Origin of the sequence: Marinimicrobium sp. ARAG 43.8, from assembly GCF_050113635.1 — a bacterium.
In the GTDB taxonomy this organism is placed as follows: Bacteria; Pseudomonadota; Gammaproteobacteria; order Pseudomonadales; family Cellvibrionaceae; genus Marinimicrobium.
This window is the reverse complement of record NZ_JBNJLT010000012.1, coordinates 1-16,919: the sequence shown is the minus strand read 5'-3', so window position 1 is coordinate 16,919 and position 16,919 is coordinate 1. Positions and strand designations below refer to the sequence as shown.

Genomic DNA, 16,919 nt, shown 5'->3' with positions numbered 1-16,919 from the left:
TGGGCGCCCGCCAGGGTACCAAGGCCCAGAAAACCCGCTCTGAAGTATCTGGTGGGGGCAAAAAGCCCTGGCGCCAGAAGGGCACTGGTCGCGCTCGCGCCGGCACCATCCGTAGCCCGATCTGGCGCTCCGGTGGTAAGGCGTTCGCCGCCAAGCCCCGTAATTTCGAGCAAAAGCTGAACAAGAAGATGTACCGTGCTGCGTTACGTTGCATTCTTTCCGAGCTGAATCGTCAAGAGCGTTTGGTTGTGGTGGAAGACTTCGCTGTAGAAGGCCCGAAGACCAAGAGCCTGGTTCAAAAGCTGGCCCAGTACGATTTGTCAGAAGCGCTGATCGTGACTGAGGAAGTGAATGAAAACCTGTACCTGGCATCCCGCAACCTGCATAAGGTGGATGTTCGTGATGTTCAGGGCGTCGATCCGGTTGCCCTGATCGGTTTCGAGAAGGTAGTGGTTACCGTTCCGGCTCTGAAAAAATTTGAGGAGATCCTGGGATGAACCAAGAGCGCATCTACAAAGTTTTGTTGGGGCCGGTGGTTTCTGAGAAGTCCGCCATGGCGGGCGAAGAAGGCAACCAGGTTGTGTTCAAAGTGGCTTCCGATGCCAACAAGCTGGAAATCAAAACGGCCGTGCAGGCGCTGTTTGATGTCAAAGTCGAGAGTGTTCGCGTGCTGAACGTGAAGGGTAAAACCCGTCGCACTCGTTTTGGAATCGGAAGGCGTAGCGACTGGAAAAAGGCCTACGTTCGTCTTGAGCAAGGTCAGGATATCGACTTTGCGGTAGCTGAGTAAGAGGATTGTTGCAATGCCTATTGTAAAACGTAAACCAACCTCGCCCGGTCGCCGCTTTGTAGTAAGTGTCGTTAATCCGGATTTGCACAAGGGTGCTCCTTACGCCCCGTTGTTGGAGAAGAAATCCAAAAGCGGTGGCCGTAACAATGGTGGCCGGATTACCACGCGTCACGTGGGTGGCGGTCACAAGCAGCACTATCGTGTGATTGATTTTCGTCGCAACAAAGATGGCGTCCCGGCTACGGTAGAGCGTCTTGAGTACGACCCCAATCGCACCGCTTATATCGCACTCGTGTGTTATGCCGACGGTGAGCGCCGTTACATTATCGCGCCGAAAGGGCTTAAAGCGGGTGACAAAATCGAATCCGGGGATGCTGCAGCCATCAAAGTAGGTAATGCCCTGCCGCTGCGTAACATTCCGGTCGGTAGTACCGTCCACTGTGTGGAATTGAAGCCTGAGAAAGGTGCTCAATTGGCGCGTTCGGCTGGTGCGTCCGTACAGTTGGTTGCCCGTGACGGCACTTATGCAACCCTTCGGTTGCGTAGCGGTGAAACCCGCCGTGTGCTGGTTAATTGCCGGGCGACCCTGGGTGAAGTTGCCAACAGTGAGCACAGCTTGCGTTCACTGGGTAAAGCTGGCGCGAAACGCTGGCGGGGTGTTCGTCCCACCGTTCGCGGCGTGGCGATGAACCCGGTAGATCACCCTCATGGTGGTGGTGAAGGTCGTACATCGGGTGGTCGTCACCCAGTAACTCCGTGGGGCGTGCCCACGAAAGGTTACAAGACGCGCAAAAACAAGCGCACTACCAAAATGATTGTCCGTAGCCGCTCTAAGCGCTAACGGCGAATCAAACAGCTGAAAAGAGGAAGCAACAGTGCCACGTTCACTGAAAAAAGGTCCTTTTATCGATCTTCACCTGATTAAGAAGGTCGAAACAGCGATCGAGAAAAATGATCGTCGTCCAATTAAAACCTGGTCGCGGCGCTCCATGATCATGCCAGAAATGGTTGGTTTGACTCTGGCAGTTCACAATGGTCGTCAGCATGTGCCCGTCCTGGTTAATGAAGAGATGGTTGGACACAAACTTGGCGAGTTTGCGGCCACCCGCACTTACCGCGGTCACGCTGCAGACAAAAAAGCGAAAAAGCGCTAAGCGCTAACAGTGCCTACGAGGTAACACGATGGAAGTAGCAGCAAAACTCAGCGGTGCTCGTCTGTCGGCGCAGAAAGCGCGCTTGGTAGCCGACCATATTCGCGGCAAAGGTGTCGAGGAAGCTTTGGATTTCCTGGCTTTCAGCCCGAAGAAAGGCGCGGCCATTATCAAGAAGGTGCTCGAGTCCGCAATCGCGAACGCAGAGCACAATGAAGGCGCCGACGTCGATGAGCTGAAAGTGTCCACGATCTATGTGGACGAGGGCTTGAGCATGAAGCGCATCAAGCCTCGCGCTAAAGGTCGTGCGGATCGCATTCTGAAGCGCACTTGTCATATCACCGTTAAAGTAGCCGACCAGTAAGAGAGCAGGCGTTATGGGTCAGAAAGTAAATCCGACAGGTATTCGTCTGGGTATCGTCAAGAAGCATACCTCTGTCTGGTATGCCGGCAGCGACCAGTACGCAGACAAACTCAACAATGATTTGGCAGTGCGTTCCTTCATTCAGGACAAGCTGTCCAGCGCGTCTGTAAGCCGCGTGGACATCGAACGTCCGGCCAATACGGCGCGCATCACCATTCACACGGCTCGTCCGGGCATTGTGATTGGTAAAAAAGGCGAAGACGTGGATCGTCTGCGTGCCGAAGTCAGCGAGCGCATGGGTGTGCCAGTGCACATCAACATTGAAGAGATCCGCAAGCCTGATCTGGATGCTTCTCTGGTTGCCCAAAACGTCGCTCAGCAGCTGGAGCGCCGTGTGATGTTCCGCCGCGCCATGAAGCGTGCCGTGCAAAACGCCATGCGTCAGGGAGCGGAAGGTATCAAAATCCAGGTGGGAGGCCGTCTGGGGGGTGCCGAGATCGCCCGTAGTGAGTGGTATCGTGAAGGTCGCGTTCCGTTGCACACATTGCGTGCAAATATTGATTACGCCACCGCCGAAGCGTCAACCACCTACGGCATCATCGGTGTGAAAGTTTGGATTTTCAAGGGTGAAGTTATCGGCGATGTAGAAGAAGTCGAATCAGCACCTAAGAAAAAAGGCTCTAAGTCCAAGTAAGGGGTACGCAAGATGCTGCAACCAAAGCGTACGAAGTTTCGCAAGCAAATGAAGGGCCGCAACCGCGGTCTGGCCCATCGGGGCGCCAAAGTAAGCTTTGGTGATTTTGGCTTGAAAGCTACTGGTCGCGGTCGTATTACGGCTCGTCAAATCGAAGCGGCCCGTCGTGCGATGACCCGTCACATTAAACGTGGCGGAAAAATCTGGATTCGTGTGTTTCCAGACAAGCCAATTACCGAGAAACCCCTGGAAGTACGTCAGGGTAAAGGTAAGGGTAACGTTGAATACTGGGTTGCCCAGATTCGCCCTGGCAAAGTCCTGTATGAAATGGATGGCGTCAGTGAAGAATTGGCTCGTGAGGCCTTCGCGCTGGCCGCTGCCAAGTTGCCCGTTACAACCACATTCGTTAAACGTTCGGTGATGTGATGAAAGCTTCAGAACTCCGGGAAAAATCCGTTGAAGAGCTGAACGGCGAACTGCTGACTCAATTGAAAGAGCAGTTCAAGCTGCGCATGCAGGCTACTACTGGCCAGTTGGGCCAGACTCACCTGCTCAAGCAAGCTCGCCGCGATATTGCTCGAATCAAAACGGTGCTTAAACAGAAGGCAGGTAATTAACGATGACTCAGGCAGATAAACTGGCTCGGACGCTGACCGGCAAGGTTGTTAGTGACAAGATGGATAAGACCATCACCGTCCTGATCGAGCGTCGCGTGAAGCATCCGCTCTACGGCAAGTATGTGACCAAGTCATCAAAGCTGAAGGCACATGATGAAAGCAACGACTGCAAGATTGGCGATACAGTAACTATCGCTGAGTCTCGTCCGCTGTCAAAGACCAAATCATGGGCCTTGGTGAACATTGAAGAGCGCGCTACTGAAATCTAACTGATTCAGGCGACTTAATAGTTTCGGAGACGGACGATGATTCAAACAGAAACCTACTTAGATGTAGCTGATAACAGCGGCGCTCGTCGGGTTCAGTGCATCAAGGTTCTTGGCGGCTCCCATCGGCGCTACGCTGCTGTGGGTGACATCATCAAAGTTACTGTAAAGGAAGCAATTCCTCGCGGTAAGGTGAAAAAAGGCCAGGTGATGAAAGCGGTGGTTGTGCGCACCAAGAAGGGTGTTCGTCGCCAGGATGGTTCGTTGATCAAGTTCGACGACAACGCTGCTGTGCTGCTGAACAACCAGGATGCTCCGGTGGGTACTCGTATCTTTGGGCCGGTGACTCGCGAGTTGCGTGGCGAGAAGTTCATGAAAATCATTTCTCTCGCGCCGGAAGTGCTGTAACAGGCATCGGTGAGTGGCAGAGAGCTGAGGGCAGACAAATGCGAAAAATTAAACGTGATGACGAAGTGATTGTTATCGCTGGTCGAGACAAAGGCAAGCGCGGAAAGGTTACCCGTGTGCAGGCTGATGGTCGCCTGATTGTCTCCGGCATTAACATGATCAAGAAGCACCAGAAACCGAATCCGCAAATGGGTGTGCCCGGCGGAATCGTTGAGAAGGAAGCCGCGATCCAGGCGTCCAACGTTGCCATTTACAACCCGGCGACTCAGAAGGCCGATCGTGTAGGCTTCAAGATCCTTGAAAATGGCGACAAAGTGCGCATTTTCAAATCCAATGGCGAAGCCGTAGAGGCGTAAGTAGACATGGCTAGGCTAAAAGAACTGTACAGCAAAGAGCTCGCGCCCAAGCTGAAAGATGAGCTGGGCTTGGCGAACGTAATGGAAGTTCCTCGGATCACCAAAATCACCATTAATATGGGTGTGGGTGAAGCTGTGGGCGACAAGAAAGTGCTTGAGAATGCGATCGGTGACTTGGAGAAAATCGCTGGCCAAAAGGTCGTGACTACCAAGGCACGCAAGTCCATCGCGGGTTTCAAAATCCGTGACGGCTGGCCGATTGGCTGCAAAGTAACTCTGCGTAAAGATCGTATGTATGAGTTTCTGGATCGCCTGGTCAGTATCGCAATTCCGCGTATCCGAGATTTCCGCGGAATCAGCCCCAAACAATTTGACGGCCGTGGTAATTTCTCCATGGGCGTGAATGAGCAGATTATTTTCCCCGAAATCGACTACGATAAAGTCGATAAGTTGCGCGGGCTTGATATCTGTATCACTACGACAGCAAGGAACGACGAGGAAGGTCGTGCGCTGTTGAAGGCGTTCAACTTCCCGTTTAAAGGTTAAAGGTAGCGTTATGGCTAAGAAATCAATGGTTGCACGTGAAGTGAAGCGTGCCAATACCGTCGCCAAATATGCCGCCAAGCGTGCGGAGCTGAAGGCGATCATCTCCAGCCCTGCTTCTACCGAAGAGCAAGTCTGGGAAGCGCAGGTAAAACTGCAAAAGTTGCCGCGTGATGCCAGCCCGAGCCGTATTCGTCGTCGCTGCCGCGTGACTGGTCGGCCTCACGGCGTATATCGCAAGTTCGGCTTGTGCCGTCACAAGCTGCGTGAAGCCGCCATGCGTGGCGATGTCCCCGGCTTGGTCAAGTCCAGCTGGTAAGCCCGGACTTAACTTTAGGAGCAGAATCAGATGAGCATGCAAGATCCGTTGGCCGATATGCTGACTCGCATTCGCAACGCCCAACAAGTGGGTAAGCCGAGTGTTACCATGCCCTCCTCCAAACTGAAAGCCAGTGTGGCCAAGGTGTTGGCGGAAGAAGGTTACGTTGAAGGAAGTTCTGTCAGCGAGGGTGCAAAGCCTGAACTGACTATCGAATTGAAGTATTTTGAAGGCAAGCCGGTTATTGCTGAGCTGGACCGCGTGAGTCGGCCTGGCTTGCGCAGTTACGCTGGCAAGTCCTCTCTGCCGAGTGTTCGCGGTGGTCTGGGCGTTGCCATTGTTTCTACCAGTAAAGGTGTAATGACTGACCGTGCCGCACGCGCTGCTGGCGTCGGTGGTGAAGTCCTTTGCACAGTATTTTAACGGGAAGTCGTCATGTCACGAGTTGCAAATAGTCCGGTTGAAGTGCCGTCCGCTGTTAAGGTCACCCTTCAGGGGCAGAGCCTTAGCGTCAAGGGCGGAAATGGCACATTGGCTCTGGAAATTCACGATAGCGTTGAGGTGAAGCAGGAAGATAATCTGCTTAAGTTCACCGCTCGTGATGGGGCCAAGCAGTCCCGCGCTCTGGCCGGCACCACGCGTGCTTTGGTCGGCAACATGGTTACCGGCGTCGACAAAGGCTTTGAAGAAAAGCTTCAGTTGGTGGGCGTTGGTTACCGTGCTAAAGCGTCGGGTAAAACTGTAAACCTGTCTCTGGGTTACTCACAGCCGGTTGATTACACCCTGCCGGAGGGTGTTACGGCGGAGAGCTCGAGCCAGACTGAGATCGTACTGAAAAGCGCTGATAAGCAGCTGCTTGGTCAGGTAGCGTCAGAAATTCGCGCGTTGCGCGAGCCCGAGCCATATAAAGGTAAGGGTGTGCGCTATGTTGGCGAGCAAGTACGTCGTAAAGAAGCCAAGAAGAAGTAGGGCCAGGATATGAGCGATAAGAAGCAATCTCGTCTTCGCCGTGCGCGTCGTGCCCGTGCCAAGATTCGTGAACTGAGTGTAAACCGTTTGTCTGTTCATCGTACTCCGCGTCATATTTACGCGCAGGTCATTGCAGAAGACGGCGGCCGCGTATTGGCCAGTGCCTCAACGCTGGATAAAGATCTGCGTCAAGGCAAAACGGGTAACAGCGAGGCGGCGAAAGCTGTCGGCGCTCTGATCGCAGAGCGTGCTAAAGCTGCCGGTGTCTCCCGGGTGGCGTTCGACCGTAGTGGTTTCAAGTTCCACGGTCGTGTAAAAGCCCTGGCAGACGCTGCGCGTGAAGCTGGACTGGAATTCTAAGGGTTAAGATATGGCATACGCGAAGAAAGAAGAAGGCAACAACGAAGGCTTCCAGGAAAAGCTGGTTCAAGTCAATCGTGTTGCCAAGACTGTTAAAGGTGGTCGTATCTTTGCCTTCACCGCACTGACTGTTGTTGGTGATGGTAACGGTAAGGTCGGCTTTGGCCGCGGTAAAGCACGTGAAGTGCCGGTTGCGATCCAAAAGGCAATGGAAGCAGCCCGCCGCAACATGATCGACGTTGAACTGAACGGCGACACCCTGCAGTACCCGACCAAAGGTCGTCATGGTGCTTCCAAGGTGTTCATGCAACCTGCCTCACAGGGTACGGGTGTTATTGCCGGTGGCGCCATGCGCTCTGTACTGGAAATCGCTGGCGTACAGAACGTACTGGCGAAGTGCTACGGCTCAACCAACCCGGTAAACGTTGTTCGCGCCACCTTCAATGCGCTGAAGGCAATGGCTTCTCCGGAGTCTGTTGCAGCCAAGCGTGGCAAAAGTGTGGAAGACATCCTGAATTAATTGGTGAATGCCAGTTATTGATTGCGGAATACGACCATGGCTAAGAAAATGATTAAAGTGACCCAAGTCCGGAGCACTGCGGGTCGCCTGAAAAAGCACCAGGCGAGCGTTGCCGGTTTGGGCCTGCGCCGTATCGGCCACACCGTCGAGGTGGAAGACACTCCCTCCGTGCGTGGGATGATTAATTCTGTTAACTATCTGATAAAGGTAGAGGGAGAGTAACATGCGGCTTAATGATCTAAGTCCTGCTCCCGGTCGTGTCCACAGCAAAAAGCGTGTGGGTCGCGGTATCGGTAGTGGCCTGGGTAAGACCGCCGGTCGCGGTCACAAAGGTTTGAAATCCCGTTCCGGTGGTTCTGTCGCTCCGGGTTTTGAGGGCGGTCAGATGCCGTTGCAGAAGCGGTTGCCAAAATATGGCTTCAGCTCTCGCATTGGCCGTGTTACCGCTGAGGTTCGCCTGTCAGAGCTGAACAAAGTTGACGGTGATACCGTGGATATCGAAACTCTGAAGCAGGCCGATGTGATTGGCGCTAGTATGAAGCGTGCCAAAATCTTCGCCTCTGGCGAGCTGAAGAAGGCGGTCACAGTGCGCGGAGTGGCTGTTACCAAAGGTGCCAAAGCTGCTATTGAAGCGGCTGGCGGGAAAGTCGAAGAGTAAGGGGCGCCACAATGGCAACTCCCGGCAATCCATCGCTGGCAAATCAAAAAGGGTTAGGCGAGCTTTGGGCTCGCCTGCGCTTTTTGTTTCTGGCGATCGTCGTTTACCGTATTGGTACCCATATTCCGGTGCCAGGCTTGGATCCCGAGCGGATTGCAAACCTGTTCAATCAGAATCAGGGCACCATTTTAGGTATGTTCAACATGTTCTCCGGCGGTGCCCTGGAGCGCATGAGTATTCTGGCGTTGGGCATTATGCCCTACATCTCTGCCTCTATTATTATGCAGCTGATGACGGCCGTCACTCCCTCTCTGGAACAGCTCAAGAAGGAAGGGGACGCGGGCCGCCGGAAGATCAATCAGTACACGCGTTATGGAACAGTGCTGCTGGCGACGGTTCAGGCCATGGCAATGTCGGTCAGTTTCTCCGGTTTCGCTTACGGCGGAGAAGCGGATCTGGCCTTTCACTTCATTGCAGTAACGTCCCTGGTGACTGGTGCTGTGTTTATGATGTGGCTCGGTGAACAGGTTACTGAGAAAGGCATCGGTAATGGTATTTCCATGCTGATCTTCGCAGGCATTGTGGCTGGTTTGCCGAGCGCGATTGGTCAGGCTTTCGAAAGCTCGCGGCAAGGAGATTTGCATCTTCTGCTGTTGCTGGTGATTGCCGTGATTGCCTTGGCGGTGATCTGGCTGGTGGTAAAAATCGAGCGTGGTCAACGCCGCATTACGGTGAATTACGCCAAGCGTCAGCAAGGTCGTAATGCCTACGCCGCACAGACCAGTCATTTACCGCTGAAAATCAATATGGCCGGTGTTATCCCGGCGATTTTTGCCAGCAGTATCCTATTGTTTCCGGCGTCAATTGCACAGTGGTTTGGCGAAGGTGGGGATGGTGTTGCCAGCAACTTCCTTCAAGAGTTGGCACTGGCGATTGGCCCTGGTCAGCCGTTGAATATTGTGCTGTTTGCTGCATTGATATCGTTCTTCTGCTTCTTCTATACCGCGTTGATGTTTAACCCGAAAGAAGTGGCGGATAACCTGAAAAAATCCGGTGCCTACATTCCCGGGATTCGTCCTGGTGAGCAGTCGGCACGGTACATTGACAGTGTCTTGACCCGTTTGACCGTGGTGGGTGCTGTCTATATGTCAGCAGTGTGTCTGATGCCTCAGTTCCTGGTAGTGGCCGCCAATGTGCCTTTCTACCTGGGGGGCACCTCGCTGCTGATTGTGGTAGTCGTGGTCATGGACTTTATGTCTCAGGTCCAGGCCCACTTGATGTCTCATCAGTACGAATCGCTGATGAAGAAGTCCAACTTGAAGGGGTACGGCAGCGGCAACGCTCGCTAAACCTCATTACTAGGGTAAGATCATGAAAGTTCGTGCTTCTGTTAAAAAGATCTGCCGCAACTGCAAGATGGTTAAGCGCAACGGCGTTCTGCGGGTAATCTGCCACGCCGAGCCTCGCCACAAGCAGCGGCAGGGTTAAGAATTGTCCAGCCCACTGTTTAATAGCGGTGGGCTGTTCAGCTGGGGGCGTTGACTGTCGTCTGGGGAGAAATCTTCAGGCTATTGCATTTTGGTGATTTTATCGCTATCCTTGCGCGCCTTTTGAGGGCGATTGGGTGGCAGAAGTTGCCGTCAACGCTGCAAATTTTGTGTTACTGGAGTAATTTGAATGGCCCGTATTGCTGGTGTAAACATACCAGATCACAAGCACACGGTTGTCTCCCTGACTTATGTCTATGGGATTGGCCGAACTACTGCCCGGCAGATCTGTGCCGCCACTGGCATTGCCGAGGATGCCAAAATGGGCAGCTTGTCTGAAGAGCAGCTCGACGCGATTCGCGGCGAACTTGGCAAGCACACCGTAGAGGGTGACTTGCGACGCGTTGTGTCCATGAACATCAAGCGTTTGATGGATTTGGGCTGCTACCGTGGTCTGCGTCATCGCCGCAGTCTGCCGGTGAATGGTCAGCGCACCAAAACCAACGCCCGCACACGCAAAGGCCCGCGTAAGCCGATTAAACGTTAATCCGCTGCGTCAGTCATTCAAAGTACGGTAACTACAGGTTAGGAAGAGATTGCTATGGCGAAGCCAGGTAATAAAGCCGCAACGAAAAAGAAAGTCAAAAAGACGGTGGTTGATGGGGTTGCTCACATCCACGCTTCTTTTAATAACACCATTGTCACTATCACCGATCGCCAGGGTAACACCTTGAGCTGGGCTACCTCTGGTGGTTCCGGTTTCCGCGGTTCGCGTAAGAGCACACCGTTCGCCGCACAGGTTGCTGCAGAACGTGCCGGTGAAGCAGCAAAAGAATACGGTCTGAAAAACCTCGATGTTGAAGTGAAGGGCCCAGGACCAGGTCGCGAATCCGCTGTTCGCGCACTGAATAATGTTGGTTATAAAATTACCAATATTGTCGACGTTACGCCGATTCCGCACAACGGCTGCCGTCCTCCCAAGAAACGTCGAGTGTAAGGGGATATAGATAATGGCTCGTTATATTGGACCTACATGTAAATTGTCCCGCCGCGAAGGCACCGATCTGTTTCTGAAAAGCGGTGCTCGTGCGTTGGATTCCAAGTGCAAACTCGAAACTGCGCCCGGTCAGCATGGGCAGCGTCGTGGTCGTCTGTCTGACTACGGTGTTCAGTTGCGTGAAAAGCAAAAAGTTCGTCGTACCTATGGCATGATGGAAAAGCAGTTCCGCAGCTACTACAAAGAAGCCGCTCGTCGTAAAGGCGCTACCGGTGAAAACTTGCTGAAGCTGCTCGAAAGTCGTCTGGATAATGTGGTGTACCGCATGGGCTTTGGCTCTACTCGTGCAGAAGCTCGACAGTTGGTTACCCACAAAGCGATCAGCGTTAACGGTAAAACGCTTAATATCCCTTCTTATCAAGTTAAAGAAGGTGACGTAATTGCCGTTCGCGAGAAAGCCAAGAACCAACTGCGTATTCAGAACGCGTTGACTCTGGCCGGGCAGCGTAGCAATGTTGAGTGGATCGACGTGAACTCCGACAAGAAAGAAGGTGTTTTCACTCGAGTCCCCGATCGCAGTGAGTTGCCCGCTGAAATCAACGAGAACCTTATTGTCGAGCTTTACTCCAAGTAAGGGACTAACCGCTAACAGGTGTGGCTATGCAGATTGCAGTAAACGAATTTTTGACCCCGCGTCATATCGATGTGACCGAAAACAGTCCTACCCATGCTCGCGTGGTGTTGGAGCCGCTCGAACGCGGTTTTGGTCACACTTTGGGCAATGCCCTTCGGCGTATTCTGCTCTCCTCCATGGCGGGCTGTGCCATTACTGAAGCTGAGATCGACGGCGTACTGCATGAGTACAGCGCGATTGAGGGCGTTCGTGAGGATGTTATCGAAATCCTCCTGAACCTCAAGAACGTAGCGGTAGTAATGCATGGTAAGGACCGTGCGGTTCTGACCCTGAAAAAGCAGGGCCCGGGAGTGGTAACGGCCGGTGATATTCAGGTAGATCACGACATCGAGGTCAAGAACCCCGAACATGTGATTGCCCATATTACTGGCAATACCGAGCTGAATATGCGCCTGACCGTCGCTCGTGGTCGCGGTTACGAGCCGGCTGATGCTCGTCGTCACGACGAAGATGAAAGCCGCGCGATTGGGCGCTTGCAGTTGGATGCCACCTATAGCCCGGTGCGCCGTCTTGCCTACACAGTGGAGAGCGCGCGGGTTGAGCAACGCACAGACTTGGATAAATTGATTCTGGATTTGGAGACCAACGGTACCATCGATCCAGAAGAAGCTATCCGTCGTGCTGCGACCATCCTGCAGCAGCAGTTGGCTGTATTTGTGGATCTGGAAGCCGAGAAGCAGGCGACACCGGAAGAGAAAGAAGAAGCCATTGATCCGGTTCTTCTGCGTCCGGTCGATGATCTCGAGTTGACTGTGCGTTCCGCCAACTGTCTGAAGGCTGAGAATATTTACTATATCGGTGACCTGATTCAGCGTACTGAGGTTGAGTTGCTGAAAACTCCTAATCTGGGTAAGAAGTCTCTTACCGAGATCAAAGATGTTCTCGCCTCTCGTGGTCTGTCATTGGGTATGCGTTTGGAAAACTGGCCCCCGGCCAGCTTGAAAAACGAAGACTGATTAAAACATACATTGTCGCCGGCCCACAGCTTGTGGGTCGACGGTTAACGAGATCGCTGTGAAGCGATCGTTAGTGAAGGGTTTAGCGTCATGCGTCATCGTCATAGTGGCCGTCAACTGAATCGTAACAGTTCTCATCGCAAAGCCATGTTTCGCAATATGACTGCGTCTCTGGTTGAGCACGAGCTGATCAAAACCACCCTGCCTAAAGCCAAAGAACTGCGCCGCGTTGCCGAGCCGCTGATCACTTTGGCCAAAAAGGACAGTGTTTCCAACCGTCGTCTGGCGTTTAGTCGTCTGCGGGACAAGCAGGCTGTTGGTAAGCTGTTTGCGGAACTGGGGCCGCGTTATGAGTCCCGTCCGGGTGGTTATATTCGTATCTTGAAGTGTGGCTTCCGCCCTGGTGACAAAGCGCCGATGGCCTTTGTTGAATTGGTGGATCGCCCGCAAGCGGACGCTGAAGGCGCAGTAGAAGCGCCGGAAGCCGCTACAGAAGAGTAAAGACCGGTTCAGCCCATGCGGCACTACGCCACGCTTTGTGGTGAGTGCTGCTCGGTTCAATCTTCAAAAACGCCAGACATAGCTGTCTGGCGTTTTTGGTTTATGGCGAATCAGTATTGAGAATTCCCTGCCCGGGCGACTCTGTGGGTTATTCAGCGCTCGTTTCCTGCGAATGGTTGAGTTGTTCTCTGGCAAGTAGCAGTAATTTTCGCTCAGGACCCCATCGGTAGCCGCCGGTTATTCCCGATCCTTGTATGACTCTGTGGCAAGGGATCAACACTCCCACTGGGTTGGCACCTACAGCGGTACCTACGGCTCTCGCTGCTCCCGGCCTGTTGAGTGCCTGAGCCAGAGCTCCGTAGGTACAGAGGTGGCCCGGAGGGATAGTAAGCAGAGCTTCCCAGACTTTATGCTGAAAGGGGGTGCCCCATAGGTGTAAAGGTGTCACCAGTGGTTGGTCTGGCGCTACTGGCAAACACAGGGGAGACAGGGCTTTCTGGTCGGCGACTAATCGTGCAGCCGGCCATCGCTGCGCAGCGTCAGTTAATGCCTGCTGGCGGCTCTCGGTAACGAATCCCAGGTGGCAAAGCCCTCGGTGGCTGTGTACCTGTAAGAATTCCCCCAGAGGGCTGCTGGTAAAACGATAGGCTAGGGTAAGGCCCTCTCCGAGGCGACGGTATTCACCGGGTGTCACAGCCTCCCAGTGTACCAACAGGTCATGAAGCCGCCCCGAGCCTGACAAGCCAGCGGCCCAACTGGCTTCCAGCACAGGTTTGGAGGCGCGCAATTGAGCCAGGGCGTGTTCTTTGCGGAGAAAGCCCTGAAACTGTTTGGGCGTAAGGCCCGCCCAGCGGTGAAAGAGTTTGTGGCAGTGCCCACTACTGAGGTTTAAATGGGCCGCCAGCTCACTCAGTGTCGCATCCTGGTGACCCTGGAGGAAGTGGATCGCTTTGGCGATCCGTTGATAGTCTCGCGAAGTGTTCAGTGGATAGCCTCGTATGATTGCCTTGTATGAAGGCCTCGTTCGTATGAAAGCCTCGTGATGTGTTCATAGGGTGACAGTACGGAAGCTCGCGGGAGAATGCGACCCGAATCTTGTCAATTTCTACTGGTGCTTGGAATCCTCTTCTTTGCCAGTGTTACGGCGTGTTTGGGCGAGAGTCAACATGGGTTTGAGGAAGCGCCCCGTATGTGAGTGCGGGAGCTCGGCGATTTGTTCGGGGGTGCCGGAAGCGATGATTTCTCCTCCTCCAGAGCCTCCCTCCGGCCCCAGATCTACGAGCCAGTCAGCGGTTTTAATAACATCCAGGTTATGTTCAATAACCACCACGGTATTGCCGTGATCCCTTAAGCGGTGTAGTACTGCCAATAGTTGCTCAATGTCATAGAAATGCAAACCGGTGGTGGGTTCATCCAGAATATACAGCGTTTGGCCCGTGTCACGTTTGGACAGCTCTCTGGAAAGTTTGACGCGCTGGGCTTCCCCCCCGGAGAGTGTAGTGGCCGCTTGTCCGAGGCGGATGTAGGACAACCCAACATCCATCAGTGTTTGTAGCCGGTTGGCGATGGCGGGCACGGCGTCGAAGAATTCGCGTGCCTCTTCAACGGTCAGCTCCAGGACCTCGTGGATGTTTTTGCCTTTGTATTTTACTTCCAGGGTTTCGCGGTTGTAGCGTTTGCCTTTACAGACATCGCAGGGTACATAGACATCTGGAAGGAAATGCATTTCCACTTTGGTCACCCCGTCGCCCTGACACGCTTCACAGCGACCACCGCGGACGTTAAAACTGAAGCGTCCGGGTTTATACCCGCGTGAGCGAGCTTCTTGAGTGCCGGCAAATAGCTCCCGAATCGGGGTGAAAATGCCGGTGTAGGTAGCCGGGTTGGAGCGCGGGGTACGGCCGATAGGGCTTTGATCGATATCCACGCATTTATCGAACAGCTCCAGCCCTTCCACTGACTCCATGGGCGCGGGTTTCAATGTGGTCGCTCCGTTCAATGCGGTGGCGGCCAGAGGGTGAAGTGTGGCGTTAATCAAAGTGGATTTACCCGAACCAGAGACGCCGGTAATACAGGTCATAAGGCCAACCGGCAACTCGAGAGTGACGTTTTTCAAGTTATTGCCGGACGCGCCTTTCAGTTTCAGCAGGCGTTCAGGATCCGCAGGAGTGCGCTGTTCCGGCACTCGAATGTCACGTTTTCCACTTAAGTACTCGCCGGTGATCGAGCCCTGAGTACTCATAATCCGCTGGACATCGCCCTGAGCGATCACCTGCCCGCCATGCACACCAGCACCCGGGCCAATGTCGATGACATGGTCCGCCTGGCGAATCGCATCTTCATCATGCTCTACAACGATGACGGTATTGCCAATATCACGCAGGTGAGTAAGCGTTCGAAGTAAGCGTTCGTTATCTCGCTGATGCAGGCCAATAGAGGGCTCGTCGAGAATATACATGACGCCTACCAGCCCCGCGCCGATCTGGCTGGCCAATCTGATACGCTGGGCTTCGCCGCCAGACAGGCTGTCGGCGCTGCGACTCAACGTCAGATAGTTCAGGCCGACATCCACCAGAAAACGGAAGCGGTCGCGCAGCTCTTTCAGGATTTTCTCCGCAATGCTGGCGCGCCGCCCGGCAAAGCTCAGATGGGTGAAGTAGTCGTAGGCATCGCCCACGGGAAGTTCAGCAATATCCGGCAAGGTACGCTCGTCCACGTACACGTGTCGGGCCTCTTCGCGCAGACGGGCACCGTGGCAACTGGGGCAGGACTGGGTCGACAGGTATTTGGCCAGTTCCTCCCGAACCGATGAGGAATCGGTATCCCGGTAGCGGCGCTCCATATTGGGCAGCACGCCTTCGAATCGATGATGTCGCTGGTAGAGGTCGCCGCGCTCGTTGATGTAGCTGAAGTCCAGCTCTTCGTCGCCGGAGCCGTAAAGTACCACGCTCCGATGCTTGGCTTTCAGCGCTTTCCAGGGAGCGTGAATATCAAAGGCGTAGTGAGAGGCCAGTGAGTCAAGCATATGATAGTAGTACACATTGCGCTGATCCCAGCCCCGAATGGCGCCTTCAGCCAGGGAAAGCTCGTCGTTCACGATAACGCGGGATTCGTCGAAGTACTGCTTGACCCCGAGGCCGTCGCAGGTAGGGCAGGCACCTGCCGGATTGTTGAACGAAAACAGGCGTGGTTCCAGTTCGCTCAAGCTGTAGTCGCACACCGGACAAGCGTGCTTGGCGGAAAACAGGCGGTCTTCCTCTTCACCGTCCATGAAGCTGATGCCCGCCAGTCCTTCGGTCAGGTTCAATGTGGTTTCAAAAGATTCCGCCAATCGGGTTTGCAAGTCTGGCCGGACTTTGAAGCGATCCACCACCACCTCAATCGTGTGCTTTTTCTTCTTGTCCAGTTTGGGCAAGTCGTCCAGATCCACCAGAATATTGTCGATCCTGGCACGGATAAACCCCTCGCGCTTCAACTGCTCGAAGATGTGCAAGTGCTCACCTTTTCGGTCGCGAACGATGGGCGCGAGCAGCATCAGTTTTGTGCCCTCAGGCAGCGCGAGTACCGTGTCCACCATTTCGCTGACGGTTTGAGCCGTCAACGGCTCTCCATGAATCGGGCACCGAGGTTCACCCACCCGGGCGAACAGCAGTCGCAGGTAGTCATAGATTTCGGTGATGGTGCCGACCGTTGAGCGCGGGTTGTGAGAGGTGGATTTTTGCTCGATGGAGATGGCCGGGCTTAACCCCTCGACATGATCGACATCGGGCTTTTCCATCATGGAGAGAAATTGCCGGGCATAGGTGGAGAGTGATTCTACGTAGCGGCGCTGGCCTTCGGCATAGAGAGTGTCGAAGGCGAGTGAGGACTTACCCGAGCCGGACAGGCCGGTGATGACGACCAGTTTGTCGCGCGGAATATCCAGGTCGATATTCTTGAGGTTGTGGGTGCGAGCGCCCCGAACCAGAATCGTGTCCATCATTGCTCCCGAAAGAACCAAAACTCCCTATTATACGCAAAGGTGTCAATGGCTGGTGGCTCAGTTTGTAAGTGCTTGTGTGTAGCCGGGGGGTGGCGGCAATATCTGGGACATGGTCTGTTCAGACCCGCCGTAAACCCGTCCATGGGGGCTTCATGTCGGCATCCATGCCTCCAAGAGTCTGAACAGACCATGCCCCAGATACTGCCTTCGCACCAACGTTACCGAATGTCATCGTACAGAGCCTTGTGACCCAGTGTGAATTCGGGGGGCTCTTGGAGGCATGGATG

At 54.1% G+C, this 16,919-nt stretch carries 28 protein-coding genes; 26 read left to right on the top strand and 2 right to left on the bottom strand.

Translation table 11 applies throughout. The annotated features are described in order from the left end of the window. From rplD to rplQ, 26 genes are all read left to right on the top strand, one after another. Nucleotides 1-497 (top strand): 50S ribosomal protein L4 (rplD, locus tag ACQCLF_RS15530; protein WP_426988925.1); only part of this gene is annotated, 497 nt, incomplete at its 5' end. Next, nucleotides 494-790, top strand: coding sequence for a 50S ribosomal protein L23 (rplW, locus tag ACQCLF_RS15525; protein WP_426988924.1), 297 nt, complete (start codon nt 494-496; stop codon nt 788-790). The genes rplD and rplW, both read left to right, overlap by 4 nt. 13 nt (nt 791-803) lie before the next feature. Further along, nucleotides 804-1,631 carry a 50S ribosomal protein L2 gene (rplB, locus tag ACQCLF_RS15520; protein WP_426988922.1) on the top strand — a complete coding sequence of 276 codons (828 nt, stop codon included), beginning with the start codon at nt 804-806 and terminating at the stop codon, nt 1,629-1,631. Between the two features lie 34 nt (nt 1,632-1,665). Continuing rightward, a complete protein-coding gene (rpsS, locus tag ACQCLF_RS15515) occupies nt 1,666-1,944 on the top strand; it encodes a 30S ribosomal protein S19 (RefSeq protein ID WP_265367287.1) in 279 nt (92 codons plus the stop codon). 28 nt (nt 1,945-1,972) lie between these two features. Then, on the top strand, nt 1,973-2,305 hold the full coding sequence (gene rplV, locus ACQCLF_RS15510) for a 50S ribosomal protein L22 (protein ID WP_426988919.1): 333 nt from the start codon (nt 1,973-1,975) through the stop codon (nt 2,303-2,305). Between the two features lie 13 nt (nt 2,306-2,318). Then, on the top strand, nt 2,319-2,999 hold the full coding sequence (gene rpsC / locus ACQCLF_RS15505) for a 30S ribosomal protein S3 (protein WP_426988917.1): 681 nt from the start codon (nt 2,319-2,321) through the stop codon (nt 2,997-2,999). Nucleotides 3,000-3,011: 12 nt separating this feature from the next. Then, a complete protein-coding gene (gene rplP / locus ACQCLF_RS15500; protein WP_426988915.1) occupies nt 3,012-3,425 on the top strand; it encodes a 50S ribosomal protein L16 in 414 nt (137 codons plus the stop codon). Further along, nucleotides 3,425-3,616 carry a 50S ribosomal protein L29 gene (gene rpmC, locus ACQCLF_RS15495; protein ID WP_426988913.1) on the top strand — a complete coding sequence of 64 codons (192 nt, stop codon included), beginning with the start codon at nt 3,425-3,427 and terminating at the stop codon, nt 3,614-3,616. Before rplP ends, rpmC begins: the two co-directional genes overlap by 1 nt. Before the next feature lie 2 nt (nt 3,617-3,618). Continuing rightward, nucleotides 3,619-3,885 (top strand): 30S ribosomal protein S17, encoded by a 267-nt coding sequence (gene rpsQ, locus ACQCLF_RS15490; RefSeq protein WP_426988911.1) that lies wholly within the window; start codon nt 3,619-3,621, stop codon nt 3,883-3,885. Nucleotides 3,886-3,921: 36 nt separating this feature from the next. Further along, nucleotides 3,922-4,290, top strand: coding sequence for a 50S ribosomal protein L14 (rplN, locus tag ACQCLF_RS15485; RefSeq protein WP_024462484.1), 369 nt, complete (start codon nt 3,922-3,924; stop codon nt 4,288-4,290). A gap of 38 nt (nt 4,291-4,328) precedes the next feature. Next, nucleotides 4,329-4,646, top strand: coding sequence for a 50S ribosomal protein L24 (rplX, locus tag ACQCLF_RS15480; protein ID WP_426988909.1), 318 nt, complete (start codon nt 4,329-4,331; stop codon nt 4,644-4,646). Nucleotides 4,647-4,652: 6 nt separating this feature from the next. Next, nucleotides 4,653-5,192 (top strand): 50S ribosomal protein L5, encoded by a 540-nt coding sequence (gene rplE / locus ACQCLF_RS15475; protein ID WP_426988907.1) that lies wholly within the window; start codon nt 4,653-4,655, stop codon nt 5,190-5,192. A gap of 10 nt (nt 5,193-5,202) precedes the next feature. Beyond that, complete coding sequence (gene rpsN, locus ACQCLF_RS15470) at nt 5,203-5,508, top strand: 30S ribosomal protein S14 (RefSeq protein WP_426988905.1); 306 nt, start codon at nt 5,203-5,205, stop codon at nt 5,506-5,508. A 30-nt stretch (nt 5,509-5,538) separates the two neighbouring features. After that, complete coding sequence (rpsH, locus tag ACQCLF_RS15465; RefSeq protein WP_426988903.1) at nt 5,539-5,931, top strand: 30S ribosomal protein S8; 393 nt, start codon at nt 5,539-5,541, stop codon at nt 5,929-5,931. Between the two features lie 12 nt (nt 5,932-5,943). After that, nucleotides 5,944-6,477, top strand: a complete 534-nt coding sequence (gene rplF / locus ACQCLF_RS15460) for a 50S ribosomal protein L6 (protein ID WP_426988901.1) — start codon at nt 5,944-5,946, stop codon at nt 6,475-6,477. 9 nt (nt 6,478-6,486) lie between these two features. Then, the gene (gene rplR, locus ACQCLF_RS15455; RefSeq protein WP_024462490.1) at nt 6,487-6,837 is read left to right on the top strand and encodes a 50S ribosomal protein L18; all 351 of its coding nucleotides are present in this window, start codon (nt 6,487-6,489) and stop codon (nt 6,835-6,837) included. Nucleotides 6,838-6,847: 10 nt separating this feature from the next. After that, nucleotides 6,848-7,357: a 30S ribosomal protein S5 gene (gene rpsE, locus ACQCLF_RS15450; RefSeq protein WP_426988898.1), complete on the top strand. Its 510-nt coding sequence runs from the start codon at nt 6,848-6,850 to the stop codon at nt 7,355-7,357. Between the two features lie 36 nt (nt 7,358-7,393). Next, entirely contained in the window at nt 7,394-7,579 is a 186-nt protein-coding gene (gene rpmD / locus ACQCLF_RS15445; RefSeq protein ID WP_426988896.1) for a 50S ribosomal protein L30, read from the top strand. Between the two features lies 1 nt (nt 7,580). Further along, nucleotides 7,581-8,015 (top strand): 50S ribosomal protein L15, encoded by a 435-nt coding sequence (rplO, locus tag ACQCLF_RS15440; protein ID WP_426988894.1) that lies wholly within the window; start codon nt 7,581-7,583, stop codon nt 8,013-8,015. An 11-nt stretch (nt 8,016-8,026) separates the two neighbouring features. Continuing rightward, nucleotides 8,027-9,364 carry a preprotein translocase subunit SecY gene (gene secY, locus ACQCLF_RS15435; protein WP_426988892.1) on the top strand — a complete coding sequence of 446 codons (1,338 nt, stop codon included), beginning with the start codon at nt 8,027-8,029 and terminating at the stop codon, nt 9,362-9,364. A 22-nt stretch (nt 9,365-9,386) separates the two neighbouring features. Beyond that, nucleotides 9,387-9,503, top strand: a complete 117-nt coding sequence (gene rpmJ / locus ACQCLF_RS15430) for a 50S ribosomal protein L36 (protein WP_081666256.1) — start codon at nt 9,387-9,389, stop codon at nt 9,501-9,503. A 189-nt stretch (nt 9,504-9,692) separates the two neighbouring features. Then, nucleotides 9,693-10,049 carry a 30S ribosomal protein S13 gene (gene rpsM, locus ACQCLF_RS15425; protein WP_426988890.1) on the top strand — a complete coding sequence of 119 codons (357 nt, stop codon included), beginning with the start codon at nt 9,693-9,695 and terminating at the stop codon, nt 10,047-10,049. Between the two features lie 54 nt (nt 10,050-10,103). Continuing rightward, nucleotides 10,104-10,499, top strand: a complete 396-nt coding sequence (rpsK, locus tag ACQCLF_RS15420; protein WP_123639556.1) for a 30S ribosomal protein S11 — start codon at nt 10,104-10,106, stop codon at nt 10,497-10,499. A 13-nt stretch (nt 10,500-10,512) separates the two neighbouring features. Continuing rightward, a complete protein-coding gene (gene rpsD / locus ACQCLF_RS15415) occupies nt 10,513-11,133 on the top strand; it encodes a 30S ribosomal protein S4 (protein ID WP_426988887.1) in 621 nt (206 codons plus the stop codon). 26 nt (nt 11,134-11,159) lie between these two features. Next, a complete protein-coding gene (locus ACQCLF_RS15410) occupies nt 11,160-12,149 on the top strand; it encodes a DNA-directed RNA polymerase subunit alpha (protein ID WP_426988885.1) in 990 nt (329 codons plus the stop codon). A gap of 90 nt (nt 12,150-12,239) precedes the next feature. Further along, nucleotides 12,240-12,650, top strand: a complete 411-nt coding sequence (gene rplQ, locus ACQCLF_RS15405) for a 50S ribosomal protein L17 (protein WP_426988883.1) — start codon at nt 12,240-12,242, stop codon at nt 12,648-12,650. 148 nt (nt 12,651-12,798) lie between these two features. Here the strand turns inward: rplQ and ACQCLF_RS15400 are convergent, their stop codons facing one another. Together ACQCLF_RS15400 and uvrA are read right to left on the bottom strand one after the other, a co-directional pair. Next, a complete protein-coding gene (locus ACQCLF_RS15400) occupies nt 12,799-13,554 on the bottom strand; it encodes a methylated-DNA--[protein]-cysteine S-methyltransferase (protein ID WP_426988929.1) in 756 nt (251 codons plus the stop codon). A 201-nt stretch (nt 13,555-13,755) separates the two neighbouring features. Continuing rightward, nucleotides 13,756-16,629, bottom strand: a complete 2,874-nt coding sequence (uvrA, locus tag ACQCLF_RS15395; protein WP_426988927.1) for an excinuclease ABC subunit UvrA — start codon at nt 16,627-16,629, stop codon at nt 13,756-13,758. Nucleotides 16,630-16,919: the final 290 nt, after the last annotated feature.